Consider the following 16,253-nt stretch of genomic DNA (forward strand, 5'->3'; position numbering starts at 1 on the left):
AGTTCAGTCGGTTAGAATACCTGCCTGTCACGCAGGGGGTCGCGGGTTCGAGTCCCGTCCGTTCCGCCACTTATTTATATTAAGCCTGCTATATTAGCGGGCTTAATAGCGAGAAAGATTTAGGGGCGTAGCTCAGTTGGTAGAGCACCGGTCTCCAAAACCGGGTGTCGCGAGTTCGAGTCTCTCCGCCCCTGCCATATATAATCCTTTGCTTCGGCAAAGGATTTTTTTTGTCTTTAATTTCTCCCATCACTCTGCCTTTCCAGTTTTTTAGCCACTCCATCCATGGAGTCAGATCGCTATTCCAGGATGCTGCTTTTCAGGATCTCGCGAATATGTGCCTGCTTATCGCTATTTTGTAGCCAAATGGCATACAGAGGACGTGAAAGGGTCGCGCTATCGGTCACCGTGTGCAAGCCGGTTTTCTGCTGTGCCCAACTAACGGGTAACCAGGTACAACCATTCAAGGTAGTGAGCTGTTGATAAGCCAGTTCTGCGGAGCTCGTCGTCAGTAGCGGTACATCATCGCTGCCGATCAAACCCACTTCGTTTTGCTGGAAGTCCGGTCCCCATTCCAGCCGCAGGTAGTTCAAATCATTCTTATTTTTTCCCGGCGCGGCACAATAGAGCGCCAGGGTGAAATGACCCAATAACTGGCTGCTTAATTCATCCATCTTCGGTGATTCTGTGGTGATCAGGAGATCGAGCTGGCGTTCATGCAACTGCTTCACTAATGACTGGCGTTGAGCTATCCGCGCCTCAAATTGCAGATTATAGGGATCTTTGTAGAGCGTCCCCAGCCAACCGTTCAATAGGCATTCCCATAGCGACGCGCTGGCACCGATCGAAAACTCATTATGGCGAGAAGAGTGGGCGACCTCCTTACGCGCGGCCTGCCAGGTATTCATCAACGTTTCGGCATAGGGCAACAGTTTCTCACCGGCTGACGTCAGGCGAATATTGTTACGATGGCGGGTGAATAAATTTACGCCCAGCTGGTTCTCCAACTGACGAATGCGGAAGCTAACCGCTGATTGTGTTAAATAAAGCGCTTCCGCTGCCCGCCCAAAGTGGCGAGTTCTGCTCACTTCAAGGAAAGTTTTGAGCAATTCCGTGTCCACACTCTTCTCCGCAAAATTATTTGTCGTGATGATTTAAATGTTTTGTTTGACGCTCTGTCAAGCGTAACTAATACTCCGCGCCATAAATAGCTCGGCCAAAGAATCAGGAGCGTGTAGGATGGCGGAAAGCTTTACGACGACTAATCGTTTTTTCGACAATAAAAATTATCCACGCGGGTTCTCCCGTCACGGTGATTTCACCATCAAAGAGGCGCAACTGCTTGAACGTCATGGTTACGCCTTTAATGAGCTGGAATTGGGCAAACGCGAGCCTGTTACCGAAGATGAAAAACAATTCGTTGCGGTATGCCACGGCGAACGTGAGCCGGTGACCGAAGCGGAACGCGTTTGGATTAAGTATATGGCGCGAATCAAACGTCCGAAGCGTTTTCACACCTTATCTGGCGGTAAGCCGCAGGTTGAAGGCGCTGAAGACTACACTGAAAGCGACGATTAAAAAAAAGGGCGAAAGCCCTTTTTTTATGCCATCAGCGTCTGCAGGTGATTTAACATACGGTCGATAGCCCGGTAGCTTAGCGCCTCCTGCAAATGATGACGTTCGATATCCCTATCCTCATTAAGATCGGCGATAGTACGCGCAACTTTCAGTAAACGTTGCCATGCGCGGATTGAAAGCCCTAATAGTGAGAGCGTCTGTTCCAGCCATATCGCGTCGTCTTCTTTCAGCTTGCACCAGACTTTTATCTCCCCGCTGTCCAGTTGTGCATTAAGTTTATTCTGCCGTGCGAGCTGTCTGTCGCGCGCCGCGAATACCCGTAGACGAATGGTGGCGCTTCGCTCTTCGCCAACGCCACCCCGGCTTAATACGCCCGGTGGAGGGAGTGGAATCTCAAGCGAGAGATCGAAGCGGTCGAGAAATGGCCCTGACAATCGGCCCAGATAGCGCAGGGTCTGTTCCGGTGTGGCCCGATTATGCTGACCCTGGTAATGTCCTGTTGGGCTGGGATTCATGGCGGCAATCAACTGAAATCGCGCAGGATAGTCAATCTTAGCCCGAGTGCGGGAAAGATGAATTTTTCCTGATTCAATGGGCTCTCGTAGTGCATCCAGAACCCGACGCTCGAATTCAGGTAGTTCATCAAGAAACAGAATACCGTTATGCGCCAGGGAGATCTCCCCAGGGGCAGGGATTGAGCCGCCGCCGACCATCGCCGTTAGCGAAGCGCTGTGGTGAGGGGCACGAAAAGGCCGCCGACGCCACTGACGCGTAACGTAATGAGCATTGACGAGGCTGAGGATAGCAGCGCTTTCCAGCGCTTCCTGGTTGCTTAGTGGCGGTAAAAGCCCCGGCAAACGGCTGGCGAGCATCGTCTTCCCTGTACCCGGTGGACCCATCAAGAGTAAATTGTGACCGCCAGCTGCGACTATCTCCAGCGCGCGTTTTCCCTGCTGTTGGCCAATGACATCGCCGAGATCGTCATAATCGTCCTCTCCCGCAGTTATTTCATCAGTCGGCGGCTGCAGAGTATGTTTCCCTTCCAGAAACGCACAGACTTCCTGCAGGTGGCCTGCTATAAGGCACTCATTGCCGTTAATCAAGCCGACCTCTTCGGCGTTATCTCCAGCAACGACAATCTGCCTCCCGACTTTTATCGCTTCCATAGCGCTGGATATTGCCCCAGGAACGCCGCGTAACGCGCCTGTAAGCGCTAATTCGCCAATAAACTCATACTGATTAAGTTTCGGGGCGGCAAGCTGCTGCGAAGCGACCAGGAGCGCGAGAGCGATAGGTAAATCATATCTCCCGCCCTCTTTCGGCAGATCGGCTGGGGCAAGGTTTATGGTTATCTTCTTTGCCGGAAAGCTGTAGCCGCTGTTAATAATGGCGCTACGTACCCGATCGCGGGCTTCCTTTACCGTGGTTTCCGGCAGACCGACCATCGTCAAACCGGGTAGTCCGTTGCTGATATGGACTTCGACGGTAATTAGCGGCGCGCTGACCCCGAGCGCCGCGCGGGTATAGACAATTGCGAGTGACATAACGCCTCCTGAGCGGAATGATTATGTCTATTCATAGAGTTTCATGAACCTGGGAATATTTAACTTTACGACGCCTGTTCCAGACAATTGTCTGCAAAGTTTTGCATTTTTATTATTTTGGGAGGGCATACGCAAATCCGTCATGACGCCGTTTTAATGCCGTAAAACACGGATGCAAACGCGAGAATAAGCTGAATTTTTTTCATTTTATTTTTTTCTTTTTAAAAACAACTGGTTTAATAAAAATCGTTAGCAAGATCAGAAAATGGAACATAAAAAAATCTTGTGCTTAATGTGATGTCTGTGATAACTCTTTAGGTATTCCTTCGAACAAGAAGCCAGAAAGAACAGAAAATGACAGCCCTTCTACGAGTGATTAGCCTGGTCGTGATTAGCGTGGTGGTGATTATTATCCCACCGTGCGGGGCTGCACTTGGACGAGGAAAGGCTTAGAAATCAAGCCTTAACGAACTAAGACCCCCGCACCGAAAGGTCCGGGGGTTTTTTTATAACTTAAAAAACATAAGCGAGGAGCAGAAGATGAGTTTTAGCATAAAATTCTGTTTCTCCCGATCTATGACGGGGAAGTAACTATGAACGGGGCGCAGTGGGTGGTACATGCTTTGCGAACACAGGGGGTCGACACGGTATTTGGCTATCCGGGTGGCGCGATTATGCCGGTTTACGATGCTTTGTATGACGGCGGCGTGGAACACCTGCTGTGTCGGCACGAGCAAGGCGCCGCAATGGCCGCCATCGGTTATGCCCGCGCGACCGGCAAAACTGGTGTTTGCATCGCCACTTCCGGCCCTGGCGCCACCAACCTGATCACCGGTTTGGCTGACGCGTTACTTGATTCTGTACCTGTTGTCGCCATCACCGGTCAAGTGGCGGCGCCGTTTATCGGCACTGACGCTTTTCAGGAAGTGGACGTTCTCGGTTTGTCGCTGGCCTGCACCAAACACAGTTTCCTCGTGCAGTCGTTGGAAGAGCTGCCGCGCGTCATTGCGGAAGCTTTCCAGGTGGCAAACTCAGGCCGTCCTGGCCCGGTACTGGTTGATATTCCAAAAGATATCCAGTTGGCTAAAGGCGAATTAGATCCGCATTTCTCCACCGTTCCTGACGATGTTGAGTTCCCGCACACACAAGTCGAGCAGGCGTTAGCGATGCTTGCGCAGTCCCACAAGCCAATGCTGTACGTGGGCGGCGGTGTTGGAATGGCACAGGCGGTACCGGCCGTGCGCGAATTTCTGGCGGTGACGCAGATGCCGGTAACCTGCACCCTGAAAGGGTTGGGCGCCGTCGCCGCGGATTATCCGTATTACCTTGGCATGCTGGGTATGCACGGAACCAAGGCAGCAAACCTGGCGGTGCAGGAGTGCGATTTATTAATCGCCGTCGGCGCCCGTTTTGATGACCGGGTTACCGGCAAGCTGAATACCTTTGCCCCGCACGCCAAAGTAATCCATATGGATATTGACCCGGCCGAGCTGAACAAACTGCGCCAGGCGCACGTCGCCTTAACCGGAGATTTAAACGCCATGCTGCCGGCGTTGCAGCAGCCGTTGGCCATCGATGCGTGGCGCGAGCACAACGCGCAGCTGCACGCGGAGCACGCCTGGCGTTACGATCATCCCGGCGAGGCAATCTACGCGCCGCTGTTGCTCAAGCAGCTTTCCGATCGCAAACCGGCGGATTGCGTCGTGACGACCGATGTCGGCCAGCACCAAATGTGGTCGGCCCAGCACATGACCTATACCCGCCCGGAAAACTTCATCACTTCCAGCGGCCTCGGCACCATGGGTTTTGGTCTGCCGGCAGCCGTTGGCGCGCAGGTGGCTCGCCCGGACGATACGGTTATCTGTATCTCCGGCGATGGCTCTTTCATGATGAACGTACAGGAGCTGGGCACCGTTAAGCGCAAGCAATTACCGTTGAAAATCGTGCTGCTGGATAACCAACGTTTAGGCATGGTTCGCCAGTGGCAGCAGCTGTTTTTCCAGGAGCGTTACAGCGAAACCACGCTTACCGATAATCCTGATTTTCTTACGCTGGCCAGCGCTTTTGGCATTCCAGGCCAGCACATCACCCGTAAAGACCAGGTTGAAGCGGCACTCGACACCATGCTTTCGAGCCAGGGGCCATACCTGCTTCATGTCTCAATCGATGAACTTGAGAATGTCTGGCCGTTGGTGCCGCCCGGCGCCAGTAATGCAGAAATGCTGGAGAAATTATCATGATGCAACATCAGGTCGCTTTACAGGCTCGCTTCAACCCCGAAACCTTAGAACGCGTGCTGCGCGTGGTGCGCCATCGCGGTTTTCAAATTTGCTCAATGAATATGGAAACCGCGTCGGATGCGCAAAACATAAATATCGAGCTGACCGTTGCCAGCCAGCGGCCCGTCGAATTACTGTTTAGTCAGTTACGCAAACTGGTCGACGTCGCCTGCGTCGAGATCCAGCAACCCACATCACAACAAATCCGCGCCTGAGCGCAGAGGAATAAAAACAATGACGACGAAGAAAGCTGATTACATTTGGTTCAATGGCGAGATGACCCCATGGGGCGAGGCGAAAGTACACGTCATGTCCCACGCGTTGCACTACGGGACTTCGGTATTCGAAGGTATCCGCTGCTACGATTCTCACAAAGGGCCAGTGGTGTTCCGCCATCGTGAACACATGCAGCGTCTGCATGATTCAGCAAAAATCTACCGTTTCCCGGTTTCTCAGAGCGTTGACGAGCTGATGGAAGCCTGCCGCGAAGTTATCCGTACCAATAAACTGACCAGCGCTTATATCCGTCCGCTGGTGTTTGTTGGCGATGTTGGCATGGGCGTTAACCCGCCGGACGGCTATAAAACCGACGTTATCATCGCGGCGTTCCCGTGGGGTGCATACCTTGGCGCAGAAGCGCTGGAGCAGGGGATCGATGCGATGGTTTCTTCCTGGAACCGCGCGGCGCCAAACACCATCCCAACCGCAGCGAAAGCGGGCGGCAACTATCTCTCCTCTCTGCTGGTCGGCAGCGAAGCGCGTCGTCACGGTTATCAGGAAGGTATCGCGCTGGACGTTAACGGCTATATCTCCGAAGGCGCAGGCGAAAACCTGTTTGAGGTGAAAGATGGCGTGCTGTTTACTCCGCCGTTTACCTCTTCCGCGCTGCCGGGTATCACCCGCGACGCCATCATCAAACTGGCGAAAGATCTCGGTATCGAAGTCCGCGAGCAGGTGCTGTCCCGCGAATCTCTGTACCTGGCGGATGAAGTGTTCATGTCCGGTACCGCTGCGGAAATCACGCCGGTACGCAGCGTTGACGGTATCCAAGTTGGCGCAGGCCGCCGTGGCCCGGTGACCAAACGCATTCAGGAAGCCTTCTTTGGCCTCTTCACCGGTGAAACGGAAGATAAATGGGGCTGGCTGGATCCGGTAAGTAAGTGATTAAAAATGGGACGGCACGCACCGTCCCATTGCATAAACAGAGATGGGAGTAAAAAGAGCATGCCTAAGTACCGTTCCGCCACCACCACACATGGCCGCAATATGGCGGGCGCCCGCGCGCTGTGGCGCGCGACCGGAATGACCGATGCCGATTTCGGCAAACCGATCATCGCCGTTGTTAACTCCTTTACCCAGTTTGTACCAGGGCACGTGCATCTGCGCGATCTCGGCAAACTGGTTGCCGAGCAAATTGAAGCTGCGGGCGGCGTTGCTAAAGAATTCAACACCATCGCGGTGGATGATGGGATCGCCATGGGGCACGGGGGTATGCTCTATTCACTGCCATCCCGCGAGCTCATCGCCGATTCAGTCGAGTACATGGTTAACGCCCACTGCGCCGATGCTATGGTCTGTATCTCTAACTGCGACAAAATCACCCCGGGGATGCTGATGGCCTCCCTGCGTTTGAATATTCCGGTGATCTTTGTCTCCGGCGGTCCGATGGAAGCCGGGAAAACCAAGCTGTCTGACAAAATCATCAAGTTGGATCTGGTTGATGCCATGATCCAGGGGGCAGACCCGAAAGTCTCTGACGATCAGAGCGAACAGGTGGAGCGTTCCGCCTGTCCGACCTGCGGTTCGTGCTCGGGGATGTTCACCGCGAACTCAATGAACTGCCTGACCGAAGCATTAGGCCTGTCGCAGCCGGGTAATGGTTCTCTGCTGGCGACCCATGCCGACCGTAAAGCGCTGTTTCTCAACGCCGGTAAACGTATCGTTGAACTGACCAAACGCTACTACGAGCAGGACGACGCTTCCGCGCTACCGCGCAATATCGCCAGCAAGGCGGCATTTGAAAACGCCATGACTCTCGATATCGCAATGGGCGGCTCAACCAATACCGTACTGCACCTGCTGGCGGCGGCGCAGGAAGCCGAAATCGACTTCACCATGAGTGATATCGACAAGCTGTCCCGCAAAGTGCCGCAGCTGTGTAAGGTGGCGCCGAGTACGCAAAAATACCATATGGAAGACGTGCACCGCGCCGGTGGCGTGCTGGGTATCCTCGGCGAGCTGGATCGCGCGGGGTTACTCAACCGCGATGTTAAAAACGTCCTTGGCCTGACGCTGCCGCAGACCCTGGAACAGTACGATGTGATGGTGACCCAGGACGACGCGGTGAAAAAAATGTTCCGCGCCGGTCCGGCGGGGATCCGTACTACCCAGGCGTTCTCGCAGGATTGCCGCTGGGATACGCTGGATGACGATCGCGCTGAGGGATGTATCCGTTCTCTGGAACATGCCTACAGTAAAGACGGTGGCCTGGCAGTACTGTACGGTAACTTTGCCGAAAACGGCTGTATCGTCAAAACCGCTGGCGTCGACGATAGCATCCTGAAATTTACCGGCCCGGCGAAAGTTTATGAAAGCCAGGACGAAGCGGTTGAGGCTATCCTCGGCGGCAAAGTCGTGGAAGGCGACGTCGTGGTTATTCGCTATGAAGGGCCGAAAGGCGGGCCGGGAATGCAGGAGATGCTCTATCCGACCACTTTCCTGAAGTCCATGGGGCTTGGCAAAGCGTGCGCGTTGATCACCGATGGCCGCTTCTCCGGCGGCACCTCCGGGCTTTCCATCGGCCACGTATCGCCGGAAGCCGCGAGCGGCGGCAACATCGCTATCATCGAAGATGGCGACATGATTGCTATCGATATTCCGAACCGCGGTATTCAGCTGCAGCTCAGCGATGCCGAAATCGCTGCCCGTCGCGAAGCGCAAGAAGCGCGTGGCGATAAGGCGTGGACGCCGAAAGACCGCGAGCGCCAGGTCTCCTTCGCGCTGCGCGCTTACGCCAGCCTCGCGACCAGTGCCGACAAGGGCGCCGTGCGCGATAAATCAAAACTTGGGGGTTAATCATGGCCGAGTCGCAACCCCTATCCGCCGCCCCTGAGGGGGCGGAGTATCTCCGGGCGGTACTGCGCGCGCCGGTTTATGAAGCGGTGCAGAAAACGCCGCTGCAAAAAATGGATAAGCTCTCTTCGCGGCTGGATAACGTTATTCTGGTGAAACGCGAAGATCGCCAGCCGGTGCATAGCTTTAAGCTGCGCGGCGCCTACGCGATGATGTCCGGCCTGACGGCGGAACAAAAATCAAATGGCGTGATCACCGCTTCGGCGGGTAATCATGCGCAGGGCGTGGCGTTCTCTGCCTCCCGGCTGGGTGTTAAGGCGCTGATCGTGATGCCGGTAGCGACCGCCGATATCAAAGTCGATGCCGTTCGCGGCTTTGGCGGCGAAGTGCTACTGCACGGCGCCAACTTTGACGAAGCGAAAGCCCGCGCGATTGAGCTGGCGCAGCAGCAGGGGTTTACCTGGGTGCCGCCGTTCGATCACCCGATGGTCATCGCCGGTCAGGGAACGCTGGCGCTGGAGCTGCTGCAGCAGGATGCCCACATTGACCGCGTATTCGTCCCGGTTGGCGGCGGCGGTCTGGCGGCAGGCGTGGCGGTGCTTATCAAGCAGCTGATGCCGCAGATTAAAGTGATAGCGGTGGAAGCGGAAGACTCGGCGTGTCTGAAAGCGGCGCTGGATGCCGGTCACCCGGTGGATCTGCCGCGCGTCGGTTTGTTCGCTGAAGGCGTGGCGGTGAAGCGCATCGGCGATGAAACGTTCCGTGTATGCCAGGAGTATCTGGACGACATCATCACCGTCGATAGCGATGCTATCTGCGCGGCGATGAAAGATCTGTTCGAAGATGTGCGGGCGGTAGCGGAGCCCTCCGGCGCGCTGGCGCTGGCGGGGATGAAAAAGTATATCGCCCAGCATAACATCCGCGGCGAGCGTCTGGCTCACATCCTGTCCGGCGCCAACGTTAACTTCCACGGACTACGCTACGTTTCTGAGCGTTGCGAGCTCGGGGAGCAGCGCGAAGCGCTGCTGGCGGTGACGATACCGGAAGAGAAAGGCAGCTTCCTTAAGTTCTGTCAGCTACTGGGCGGCCGTTCGGTTACCGAGTTCAACTACCGTTTTGCCGATGCCAAAGATGCCTGTATTTTCGTTGGCGTGCGGTTGAGCCGCGGGCTGGATGAGCGTAAAGAGATCCTCGATTTACTGAGCGAAGGCGGCTACAGCGTGGTCGATCTTTCCGATGACGAAATGGCGAAACTACACGTGCGCTATATGGTCGGCGGACGGCCGTCTAAACCGCTGCAGGAGCGCCTGTTTAGCTTCGAGTTCCCGGAATCACCAGGCGCGCTGCTCAAGTTTCTGCACACGCTCGGCACCCACTGGAATATTTCGCTGTTCCACTATCGTAGCCACGGCACCGATTTTGGCCGCGTTCTGGCGGCGTTTGAGCTTGGCGAGCATGAGCCGGACTTCGAAACCCGTCTTAATGAACTGGGCTACGAGTGTCATGACGAAACCCATAACCCGGCGTTCCGCTTTTTCCTCGCGGGCTAGTGGTTAGGCAGGATTTTCCAGAACGCATCAATAAGCGGCTCGTACAGCCGCTTTTTTTGTGCGCAGACGCCCAGCTCAAATGGCGTCTTCTCATCGCTGCGATCGAGGATCATCACGCGATTGCGGACCGGCTCGGGGCTGTTTTCCAGCACCACTTCCGGCAGTAGCGCCACGCCGCAGCCGAGGGCGACCATAGATACCATGGCTTCATGGCCGCCGACGGTGGCGTAAATGGATGGATTGCTGATTTTATGGCGACGGAACCACAGCTCGATGCGGCGGCGCACCGGGCCCTGATCGGCCATGATAAACGGCACCGCTGCCCAGTCGGGATGTTCGACCGTCACCTGATTGCGCACCGGGCAGGGCAACGCCGGGGCAATCAGTACCACCGCAAGATTTTCCAGCATCGAAAACGCCACCGAGCCCGGCAGCGTCTCCGGCTTACCGGCAATGGCCAGATCGGCTTCTCCAGTGACCACTTTTTCCATCGCATCAGCGGCGTCGCCGGTCGATAACTTTATCTCTACCGAAGGATGCGCGGCGCGAAAGCGGTCGAGAATCGGCGGCAGATGGCTGTAAGCGGCGGTCACGGAGCAGAAAATATGTAGCTCGCCGGAGAGCGACGGCCCCTGCTGGTCGATGGCGTGACGCAGTTGCTGATACTGCAATAAAGTCTGCTGGGCAAAGGTGCGGAGTTCTTCGCCGGCCTCGGTTAGGGTTACGGTGCGATTATCGCGAACGAACAGCGGCTGGCCGAGGTCCTCTTCCAGGCGTTGAATCTGCCGCGAAAGCGTGGAGGGACTGACATGCATAGCCCGCGCGCTGCGGCCAAAATGGCGGCTTTCCGCCAGATGCAGAAAGGTTTTCAGATCGCGTAAATCCATGGCTCAATCCCCTGAGAATAACGTTGCAGTTATTGCAATGTGATGTTGTGAATATATCAATTTTCGCAACGAAATTCCTGTCATATAGTGGGTTCATTCTCGCAAAACGCGAACCGAACAATAAGCACGACAACACAACATCACGAGGTATCACCATGGCTAACTACTTCAACACACTGAATCTGCGCCAGCAGCTGGCTCAGCTGGGCAAATGCCGCTTTATGGGGCGCGATGAATTTGCCGATGGCGCAAGCTATCTTCAGGGTAAAAAAGTAGTCATCGTCGGCTGTGGCGCGCAGGGCCTGAACCAGGGGCTGAACATGCGTGACTCCGGCCTGGATATCTCCTATGCGCTGCGTAAAGAAGCGATCGCCGAGAAGCGCGCATCCTGGCGTAAAGCGACCGAAAACGGCTTCAAAGTGGGTACCTATGAAGAGCTGATCCCGCAGGCTGACCTGGTCGTCAACCTGACTCCGGACAAACAGCACTCTGACGTTGTGCGTTCCGTACAGCCGCTGATGAAAGACGGCGCGGCGCTGGGTTACTCCCACGGCTTCAACATTGTTGAAGTGGGCGAGCAGATCCGCAAAGACATCACCGTGGTGATGGTGGCGCCGAAGTGCCCGGGTACCGAAGTTCGTGAAGAGTACAAACGCGGTTTCGGCGTGCCGACGCTTATCGCCGTACACCCGGAAAACGATCCGAAAGGCGAAGGTATGGCCATTGCTAAAGCGTGGGCAGCGGCGACCGGCGGCCATCGTGCGGGTGTTCTGGAATCCTCCTTCGTGGCGGAAGTGAAATCTGACCTGATGGGTGAGCAGACTATCCTCTGCGGCATGCTGCAGGCGGGTTCTCTGCTGTGCTTCGATAAGCTGGTGGCTGAAGGTACCGATCCGGCGTATGCGGAAAAACTGATTCAGTTCGGTTGGGAAACCATCACCGAAGCGCTGAAGCAAGGCGGCATCACCCTGATGATGGATCGCCTGTCTAATCCGGCGAAACTGCGTGCTTACGCGCTGTCAGAACAGCTGAAAGAGATCATGGCGCCGCTGTTCCAGAAACATATGGATGACATCATCTCCGGCGAATTCTCTTCCGGCATGATGGCTGACTGGGCGAACGACGACAAAAAACTGCTGACCTGGCGTGAAGAGACCGGTAAAACCGCGTTCGAAACCGCGCCACAGTATGAAGGTAAAATCGGCGAGCAGGAGTACTTCGATAAAGGCGTTCTGATGATTGCAATGGTGAAAGCGGGCGTTGAACTGGCCTTCGAAACCATGGTTGATTCCGGCATCATCGAAGAGTCCGCTTACTACGAATCGCTGCACGAGCTGCCGCTTATCGCCAACACAATCGCCCGTAAGCGCCTGTATGAAATGAACGTGGTTATCTCCGACACCGCGGAGTACGGTAACTACCTGTTCTCTTATGCTTGCGTACCGCTGCTGAAAGAGTTCATGACCACTCTGCAGACCGGCGACCTGGGCAAAGCGATTGCCGAAGGTGCGGTGGATAACGCTCAGCTGCGTGACGTGAACGAAGCGATTCGCAGCCACGCTATCGAAGCGGTGGGTAAAAAACTGCGCGGTTATATGACCGATATGAAGCGTATCGCGGTTGCCGGCTGATTCCTCGTCGTCTTTCGACTTGCCGATGCGTTGGCTACGGTACGTACACCCCAGTCACATAGGAATCTATGTTCCTGGGGATGTACTTCCTTGCCGCCTTCCGGCAAGCCGAAATCCATAGAGGAATGGATTTGTTTAGTAGGCCTGATAAGCGAAGCGCCATCAGGCAAAAACCCGGAGATTAAGATCCCCGGGTTTTTTATTATTTCCGGTACAGCACTTTGATGATGTGGTAACCGAACTGGGTATGCAGCGGGCCGGTTGGCTCCAGTTCCTGGCAGGAGAAAACCACTTTATCGAATGCCGGAACCATCTGGCCCTGGCGGAATTCGCCCAGATCGCCGCCGCGTTTTCCTGACGGGCAGATAGAGTGTTTTTTCGCCAGCTTGCCGAAGTCGGCGCCGTTTTTGAGCTGCTCAAGCAGATCGAGAGCCAGTTTCTCTTCTTTTACCAGGATATGCAGTGCTGCCGCTGTTTTAGCCATGATTGCGCCTTGATTGAGTTGGGATAAATCAGGGCGCCATAGTAACACGCGCTAGCGGCGATACAGCACCTTGATGATATGGTAGCCAAATTTGGTTTGTACCGGGCCATAGGGTTTGAGCAGCGGACAGCTGAACACGGCTTTATCAAACGGAGCGACCATTGCGCCCTGCTGGAACTCCCCCAGATCGCCGCCATGGCGTCCTGACGGACATTTTGAGTAGCGCTTCGCCAGATGATCGAAGCTGACGCCCCGTTCCAGCTTGGCGAGGATGTCGTGTGCCAGTTTTTCTTCTTTGACCAGAATATGCAGGGCCGCTGCGCTTTTTGCCATTACCGGAGCCTCAGGATGAATTGCGTGGCTGACACTTTACCATCAGCCGGTAAATCTCGGCCTCGCTTTCTGCTACAATCCACACCCCGTTCGAAGATTGAGCAATATTCCCATGCGTTTAAACCCTGGCCAACAACAAGCCGTCGAATTCGTTACCGGACCGTGCCTGGTGCTGGCGGGCGCCGGTTCCGGTAAGACCCGCGTAATTACGAATAAAATCGCCCACCTGATCCGCGGCTGCGGTTATCAGGCGCGCCATATCGCGGCCGTCACCTTTACTAACAAGGCCGCGCGCGAAATGAAAGAGCGCGTCGGGCAAACGCTGGGGCGAAAAGAGGCGCGCGGGCTAATGATTTCCACCTTCCACACCCTGGGACTGGACATCATCAAACGTGAATACGCCGCGCTGGGAATGAAATCTAACTTTTCCTTGTTCGATGATACCGACCAGGTCGCGCTGCTCAAAGAGCTCACCGAAGGGTTGATCGAAGATGACAAAGTGGTGTTGCAGCAGCTGATCTCGACGATCTCCAACTGGAAAAACGATCTGAAAACGCCGGCGCAGGCGGCGGCTGGCGCGAAAGGCGAACGGGACCGCATCTTCGCCCACTGCTATGGGCTCTATGATGCGCATATGAAGGCCTGCAACGTCCTTGATTTTGACGATCTTATTCTACTGCCGACGCTTCTGTTGCAGCGCAATGAAGAGGTGCGCGAACGCTGGCAGAACAAGATCCGTTACCTGCTGGTGGATGAGTATCAGGATACCAACACCAGCCAGTATGAGCTGGTGAAGCTGCTGGTGGGGCAGCGCGCGCGCTTTACCGTGGTGGGTGATGATGATCAGTCGATCTACTCGTGGCGCGGCGCGCGGCCGCAGAACCTGGTGCTGTTAAGCCAGGATTTTCCGGCGCTGCAGGTGATCAAGCTTGAACAGAACTACCGTTCATCAGGGCGTATTCTGAAGGCTGCCAACATTTTGATCGCCAATAACCTGCACGTGTTTGAAAAGCGGCTGTTCTCGGAACTTGGCTACGGTACCGAGCTGAAAGTGCTCTCCGCCAATAACGAAGATCATGAAGCGGAGCGCGTCGCTGGCGAACTGATTGCCCACCACTTTATTAATAAAACAAACTACAAAGATTACGCCATCCTTTATCGCGGCAATCACCAGTCGCGGGTCTTTGAAAAGATGCTGATGCAGAACCGCATCCCGTACAAAATCTCGGGCGGCACGTCGTTCTTCTCGCGTCCGGAAATTAAAGATCTGCTGGCCTATCTGCGCGTACTCACCAACCCGGATGACGACAGCGCCTTCCTGCGTATCGTCAATACGCCGAAGCGAGAGATTGGCCCGGCGACCTTGCAAAAACTGGGCGAATGGGCGATGAGCTGCAATAAAGGCTTATTCACCGCCAGCTTTGATATGGGGTTAAGCCAGACGCTGACCGGGCGCGGGTATGAATCCCTCACTCGTTTCACCCACTGGCTGCGGGAAATTCAGCAACTGACCGAACGTGAACCAGTCAATGCCGTGCGGGATTTAATTCGCGGGATTGATTATGAGTCCTGGCTATATGAAACCTCGCCGAGCCCGAAAGCCGCGGAAATGCGGATGAAAAACGTCAACCAGCTGTTCACCTGGATGACCGAAATGCTGGAAGGCAGCGAGATAGATGAGCCGATGACGCTGACGCAGGTGGTTACCCGCTTTACCCTGCGCGATATGATGGAACGCGGCGAATCGGATGAAGAGCTGGATCAGGTGCAGTTGATGACCCTGCATGCCTCAAAAGGGCTGGAGTTCCCGTATGTTTACCTGGTGGGAATGGAAGAGGGATTGCTGCCGCATCAGAGCAGTATCGATGAAGATAATGTTGATGAAGAACGGCGACTGGCCTATGTAGGTATCACGCGCGCGCAGAAAGAGTTAACCTTTACGCTCTGTAAGGAGCGTCGTCAGTATGGCGAGCTGGTGCGCCCGGAGCCGAGCCGTTTTCTGCTTGAGCTCCCGCAAGACGATCTGATTTGGGAGCAGGAGCGGAAAGTCATCTCTGCGGAAGAACGTATGCATAAAGGCCAGGCCAACGTCGCGAATATCAAGGCGATGCTGGCGAAGGCGAAAAAGGGCTAACGTTTCAGGCGACAAACTGCTGCCAGGCGGTGGAAAATGGCATCACCAGCAGCAGCGACGGCAGCATGTTGGCGGTGGGGAAATGGCGAATACCGCAAAGCCGAAAACCGGTCGCCAGCATAATAATACCGCCGCAGGCAGTAAAATCAGCGATCATCGATGGGCTTATCAACGTCATAATAAACGTGGCGGCGAAGAACAGAATCACGAAGATGATCAGCTGGGGGATAAAAATTGCGGTGATAATGTAGCCCAGCGTGGAAGCGAAAATAGCGGCGGTGAAAAAGTCGAGTATCGACTTGGTCAGCAGAATGGTCGGGTCGCCGGTCATCCCTTCGGTTAGGGCGCCAAAAATACCGGTACCGCTGGCGCAGAACAGGATCAGCACCGCGATAAACTGGTTCATAAAATCCTCCGCTTCTACGCCTGCGTTGTTTTGGCCTGGAAAAATGCGCTCGATGGGCGTTCGCAGCTGTGTTCCCGCCCGCTCAATCCACTTCTCAATATTCAACAGGCCGCCAATAATCGTGCCGATGATAACGGCCAGCGCAATGGGTGGCAGATTGATGAGTTTGTTAAGGAAGAACACGCCCATACTGATAGAGATTAACCCGGAAATAAGCGGTAGCGTTTTCTTAAAGTGATCCGGGATAAATCGGTTGAGTGAGGCGCCTGCAATCGCGCCGACGAGTAATGAACCGCTGCAAACAAAAATACCTACCGGCATAGTATATTCTCCCTGTAATAAAATCAGGGCCTGA

At 55.1% G+C, this 16,253-nt stretch carries 15 protein-coding genes and 1 tRNA gene; 10 read left to right on the forward strand and 6 right to left on the reverse strand.

All coding sequences use genetic code 11. From position 1 onward, the window contains the following. Positions 1 to 121 precede the first annotated feature (121 nt). A tRNA-Trp gene (locus AC2CGP_RS22550) sits at positions 122 to 197 on the forward strand. A 102-nt stretch (positions 198 to 299) separates the two neighbouring features. On the opposite strand, the gene hdfR is transcribed toward AC2CGP_RS22550, so the two are convergent. Continuing rightward, the gene (gene hdfR, locus AC2CGP_RS22555) at positions 300 to 1,121 is read right to left on the reverse strand and encodes an HTH-type transcriptional regulator HdfR (protein ID WP_015703960.1); all 822 of its coding nucleotides are present in this window, start codon (positions 1,119 to 1,121) and stop codon (positions 300 to 302) included. 118 nt (positions 1,122 to 1,239) lie between these two features. On the opposite strand from hdfR, the gene AC2CGP_RS22560 reads away from it, so the two are divergent. Further along, complete coding sequence (locus tag AC2CGP_RS22560) at positions 1,240 to 1,578, forward strand: MaoP family protein (RefSeq protein ID WP_015368901.1); 339 nt, start codon at positions 1,240 to 1,242, stop codon at positions 1,576 to 1,578. Positions 1,579 to 1,601: 23 nt separating this feature from the next. Here AC2CGP_RS22560 and AC2CGP_RS22565 read toward each other — a convergent pair whose 3' ends face one another. After that, positions 1,602 to 3,122 (reverse strand): YifB family Mg chelatase-like AAA ATPase, encoded by a 1,521-nt coding sequence (locus AC2CGP_RS22565; RefSeq protein ID WP_209163002.1) that lies wholly within the window; start codon positions 3,120 to 3,122, stop codon positions 1,602 to 1,604. A 354-nt stretch (positions 3,123 to 3,476) separates the two neighbouring features. On the opposite strand from AC2CGP_RS22565, the gene ilvL reads away from it, so the two are divergent. From ilvL to ilvA, 6 genes are all read left to right on the forward strand, one after another. Continuing rightward, positions 3,477 to 3,575 carry an ilv operon leader peptide gene (gene ilvL, locus AC2CGP_RS22570; protein WP_001311244.1) on the forward strand — a complete coding sequence of 33 codons (99 nt, stop codon included), beginning with the start codon at positions 3,477 to 3,479 and terminating at the stop codon, positions 3,573 to 3,575. 140 nt (positions 3,576 to 3,715) lie between these two features. Beyond that, on the forward strand, positions 3,716 to 5,362 hold the full coding sequence (gene ilvG, locus AC2CGP_RS22575; protein WP_484502457.1) for an acetolactate synthase 2 catalytic subunit: 1,647 nt from the start codon (positions 3,716 to 3,718) through the stop codon (positions 5,360 to 5,362). Further along, on the forward strand, positions 5,359 to 5,616 hold the full coding sequence (gene ilvM / locus AC2CGP_RS22580; RefSeq protein WP_015368897.1) for an acetolactate synthase 2 small subunit: 258 nt from the start codon (positions 5,359 to 5,361) through the stop codon (positions 5,614 to 5,616). The genes ilvG and ilvM overlap by 4 nt, the downstream gene beginning before the upstream one ends. 19 nt (positions 5,617 to 5,635) lie before the next feature. Next, positions 5,636 to 6,565, forward strand: coding sequence for a branched-chain amino acid transaminase (locus AC2CGP_RS22585; protein WP_008807980.1), 930 nt, complete (start codon positions 5,636 to 5,638; stop codon positions 6,563 to 6,565). 60 nt (positions 6,566 to 6,625) lie between these two features. Next, a complete protein-coding gene (ilvD, locus tag AC2CGP_RS22590; protein ID WP_015368896.1) occupies positions 6,626 to 8,476 on the forward strand; it encodes a dihydroxy-acid dehydratase in 1,851 nt (616 codons plus the stop codon). Between the two features lie 2 nt (positions 8,477 to 8,478). After that, complete coding sequence (gene ilvA / locus AC2CGP_RS22595; RefSeq protein WP_015368895.1) at positions 8,479 to 10,023, forward strand: threonine ammonia-lyase, biosynthetic; 1,545 nt, start codon at positions 8,479 to 8,481, stop codon at positions 10,021 to 10,023. Here ilvA and ilvY read toward each other — a convergent pair. Beyond that, positions 10,020 to 10,910 carry an HTH-type transcriptional activator IlvY gene (gene ilvY / locus AC2CGP_RS22600; protein WP_484502458.1) on the reverse strand — a complete coding sequence of 297 codons (891 nt, stop codon included), beginning with the start codon at positions 10,908 to 10,910 and terminating at the stop codon, positions 10,020 to 10,022. The two genes, ilvA and ilvY, sit on opposite strands and share 4 nt — an antisense overlap. A gap of 155 nt (positions 10,911 to 11,065) precedes the next feature. Here ilvY and ilvC point away from each other — a divergent pair, with 155 nt between their 5' ends. Further along, a complete protein-coding gene (gene ilvC, locus AC2CGP_RS22605; protein ID WP_015703965.1) occupies positions 11,066 to 12,541 on the forward strand; it encodes a ketol-acid reductoisomerase in 1,476 nt (491 codons plus the stop codon). A 202-nt stretch (positions 12,542 to 12,743) separates the two neighbouring features. On the opposite strand, the gene ppiC (AC2CGP_RS22610) is transcribed toward ilvC, so the two are convergent. Together ppiC (AC2CGP_RS22610) and ppiC (AC2CGP_RS22615) are read right to left on the reverse strand one after the other, a co-directional pair. Next, positions 12,744 to 13,025: a peptidylprolyl isomerase PpiC gene (ppiC, locus tag AC2CGP_RS22610; protein WP_213760040.1), complete on the reverse strand. Its 282-nt coding sequence runs from the start codon at positions 13,023 to 13,025 to the stop codon at positions 12,744 to 12,746. 51 nt (positions 13,026 to 13,076) lie between these two features. Then, the gene (ppiC, locus tag AC2CGP_RS22615; protein ID WP_015368892.1) at positions 13,077 to 13,358 is read right to left on the reverse strand and encodes a peptidylprolyl isomerase PpiC; all 282 of its coding nucleotides are present in this window, start codon (positions 13,356 to 13,358) and stop codon (positions 13,077 to 13,079) included. 112 nt (positions 13,359 to 13,470) lie between these two features. Here ppiC (AC2CGP_RS22615) and rep point away from each other — a divergent pair, with 112 nt between their 5' ends. Next, entirely contained in the window at positions 13,471 to 15,492 is a 2,022-nt protein-coding gene (gene rep / locus AC2CGP_RS22620) for a DNA helicase Rep (RefSeq protein WP_213760039.1), read from the forward strand. A 4-nt stretch (positions 15,493 to 15,496) separates the two neighbouring features. Here the strand turns inward: rep and AC2CGP_RS22625 are convergent, their stop codons facing one another. Continuing rightward, the gene (locus tag AC2CGP_RS22625; protein WP_015368890.1) at positions 15,497 to 16,219 is read right to left on the reverse strand and encodes a DUF554 domain-containing protein; all 723 of its coding nucleotides are present in this window, start codon (positions 16,217 to 16,219) and stop codon (positions 15,497 to 15,499) included. Between the last annotated feature and the right edge of the window lie 34 nt (positions 16,220 to 16,253).

It is taken from the genome of Klebsiella sp. SYXHC3 (assembly GCF_057196925.1).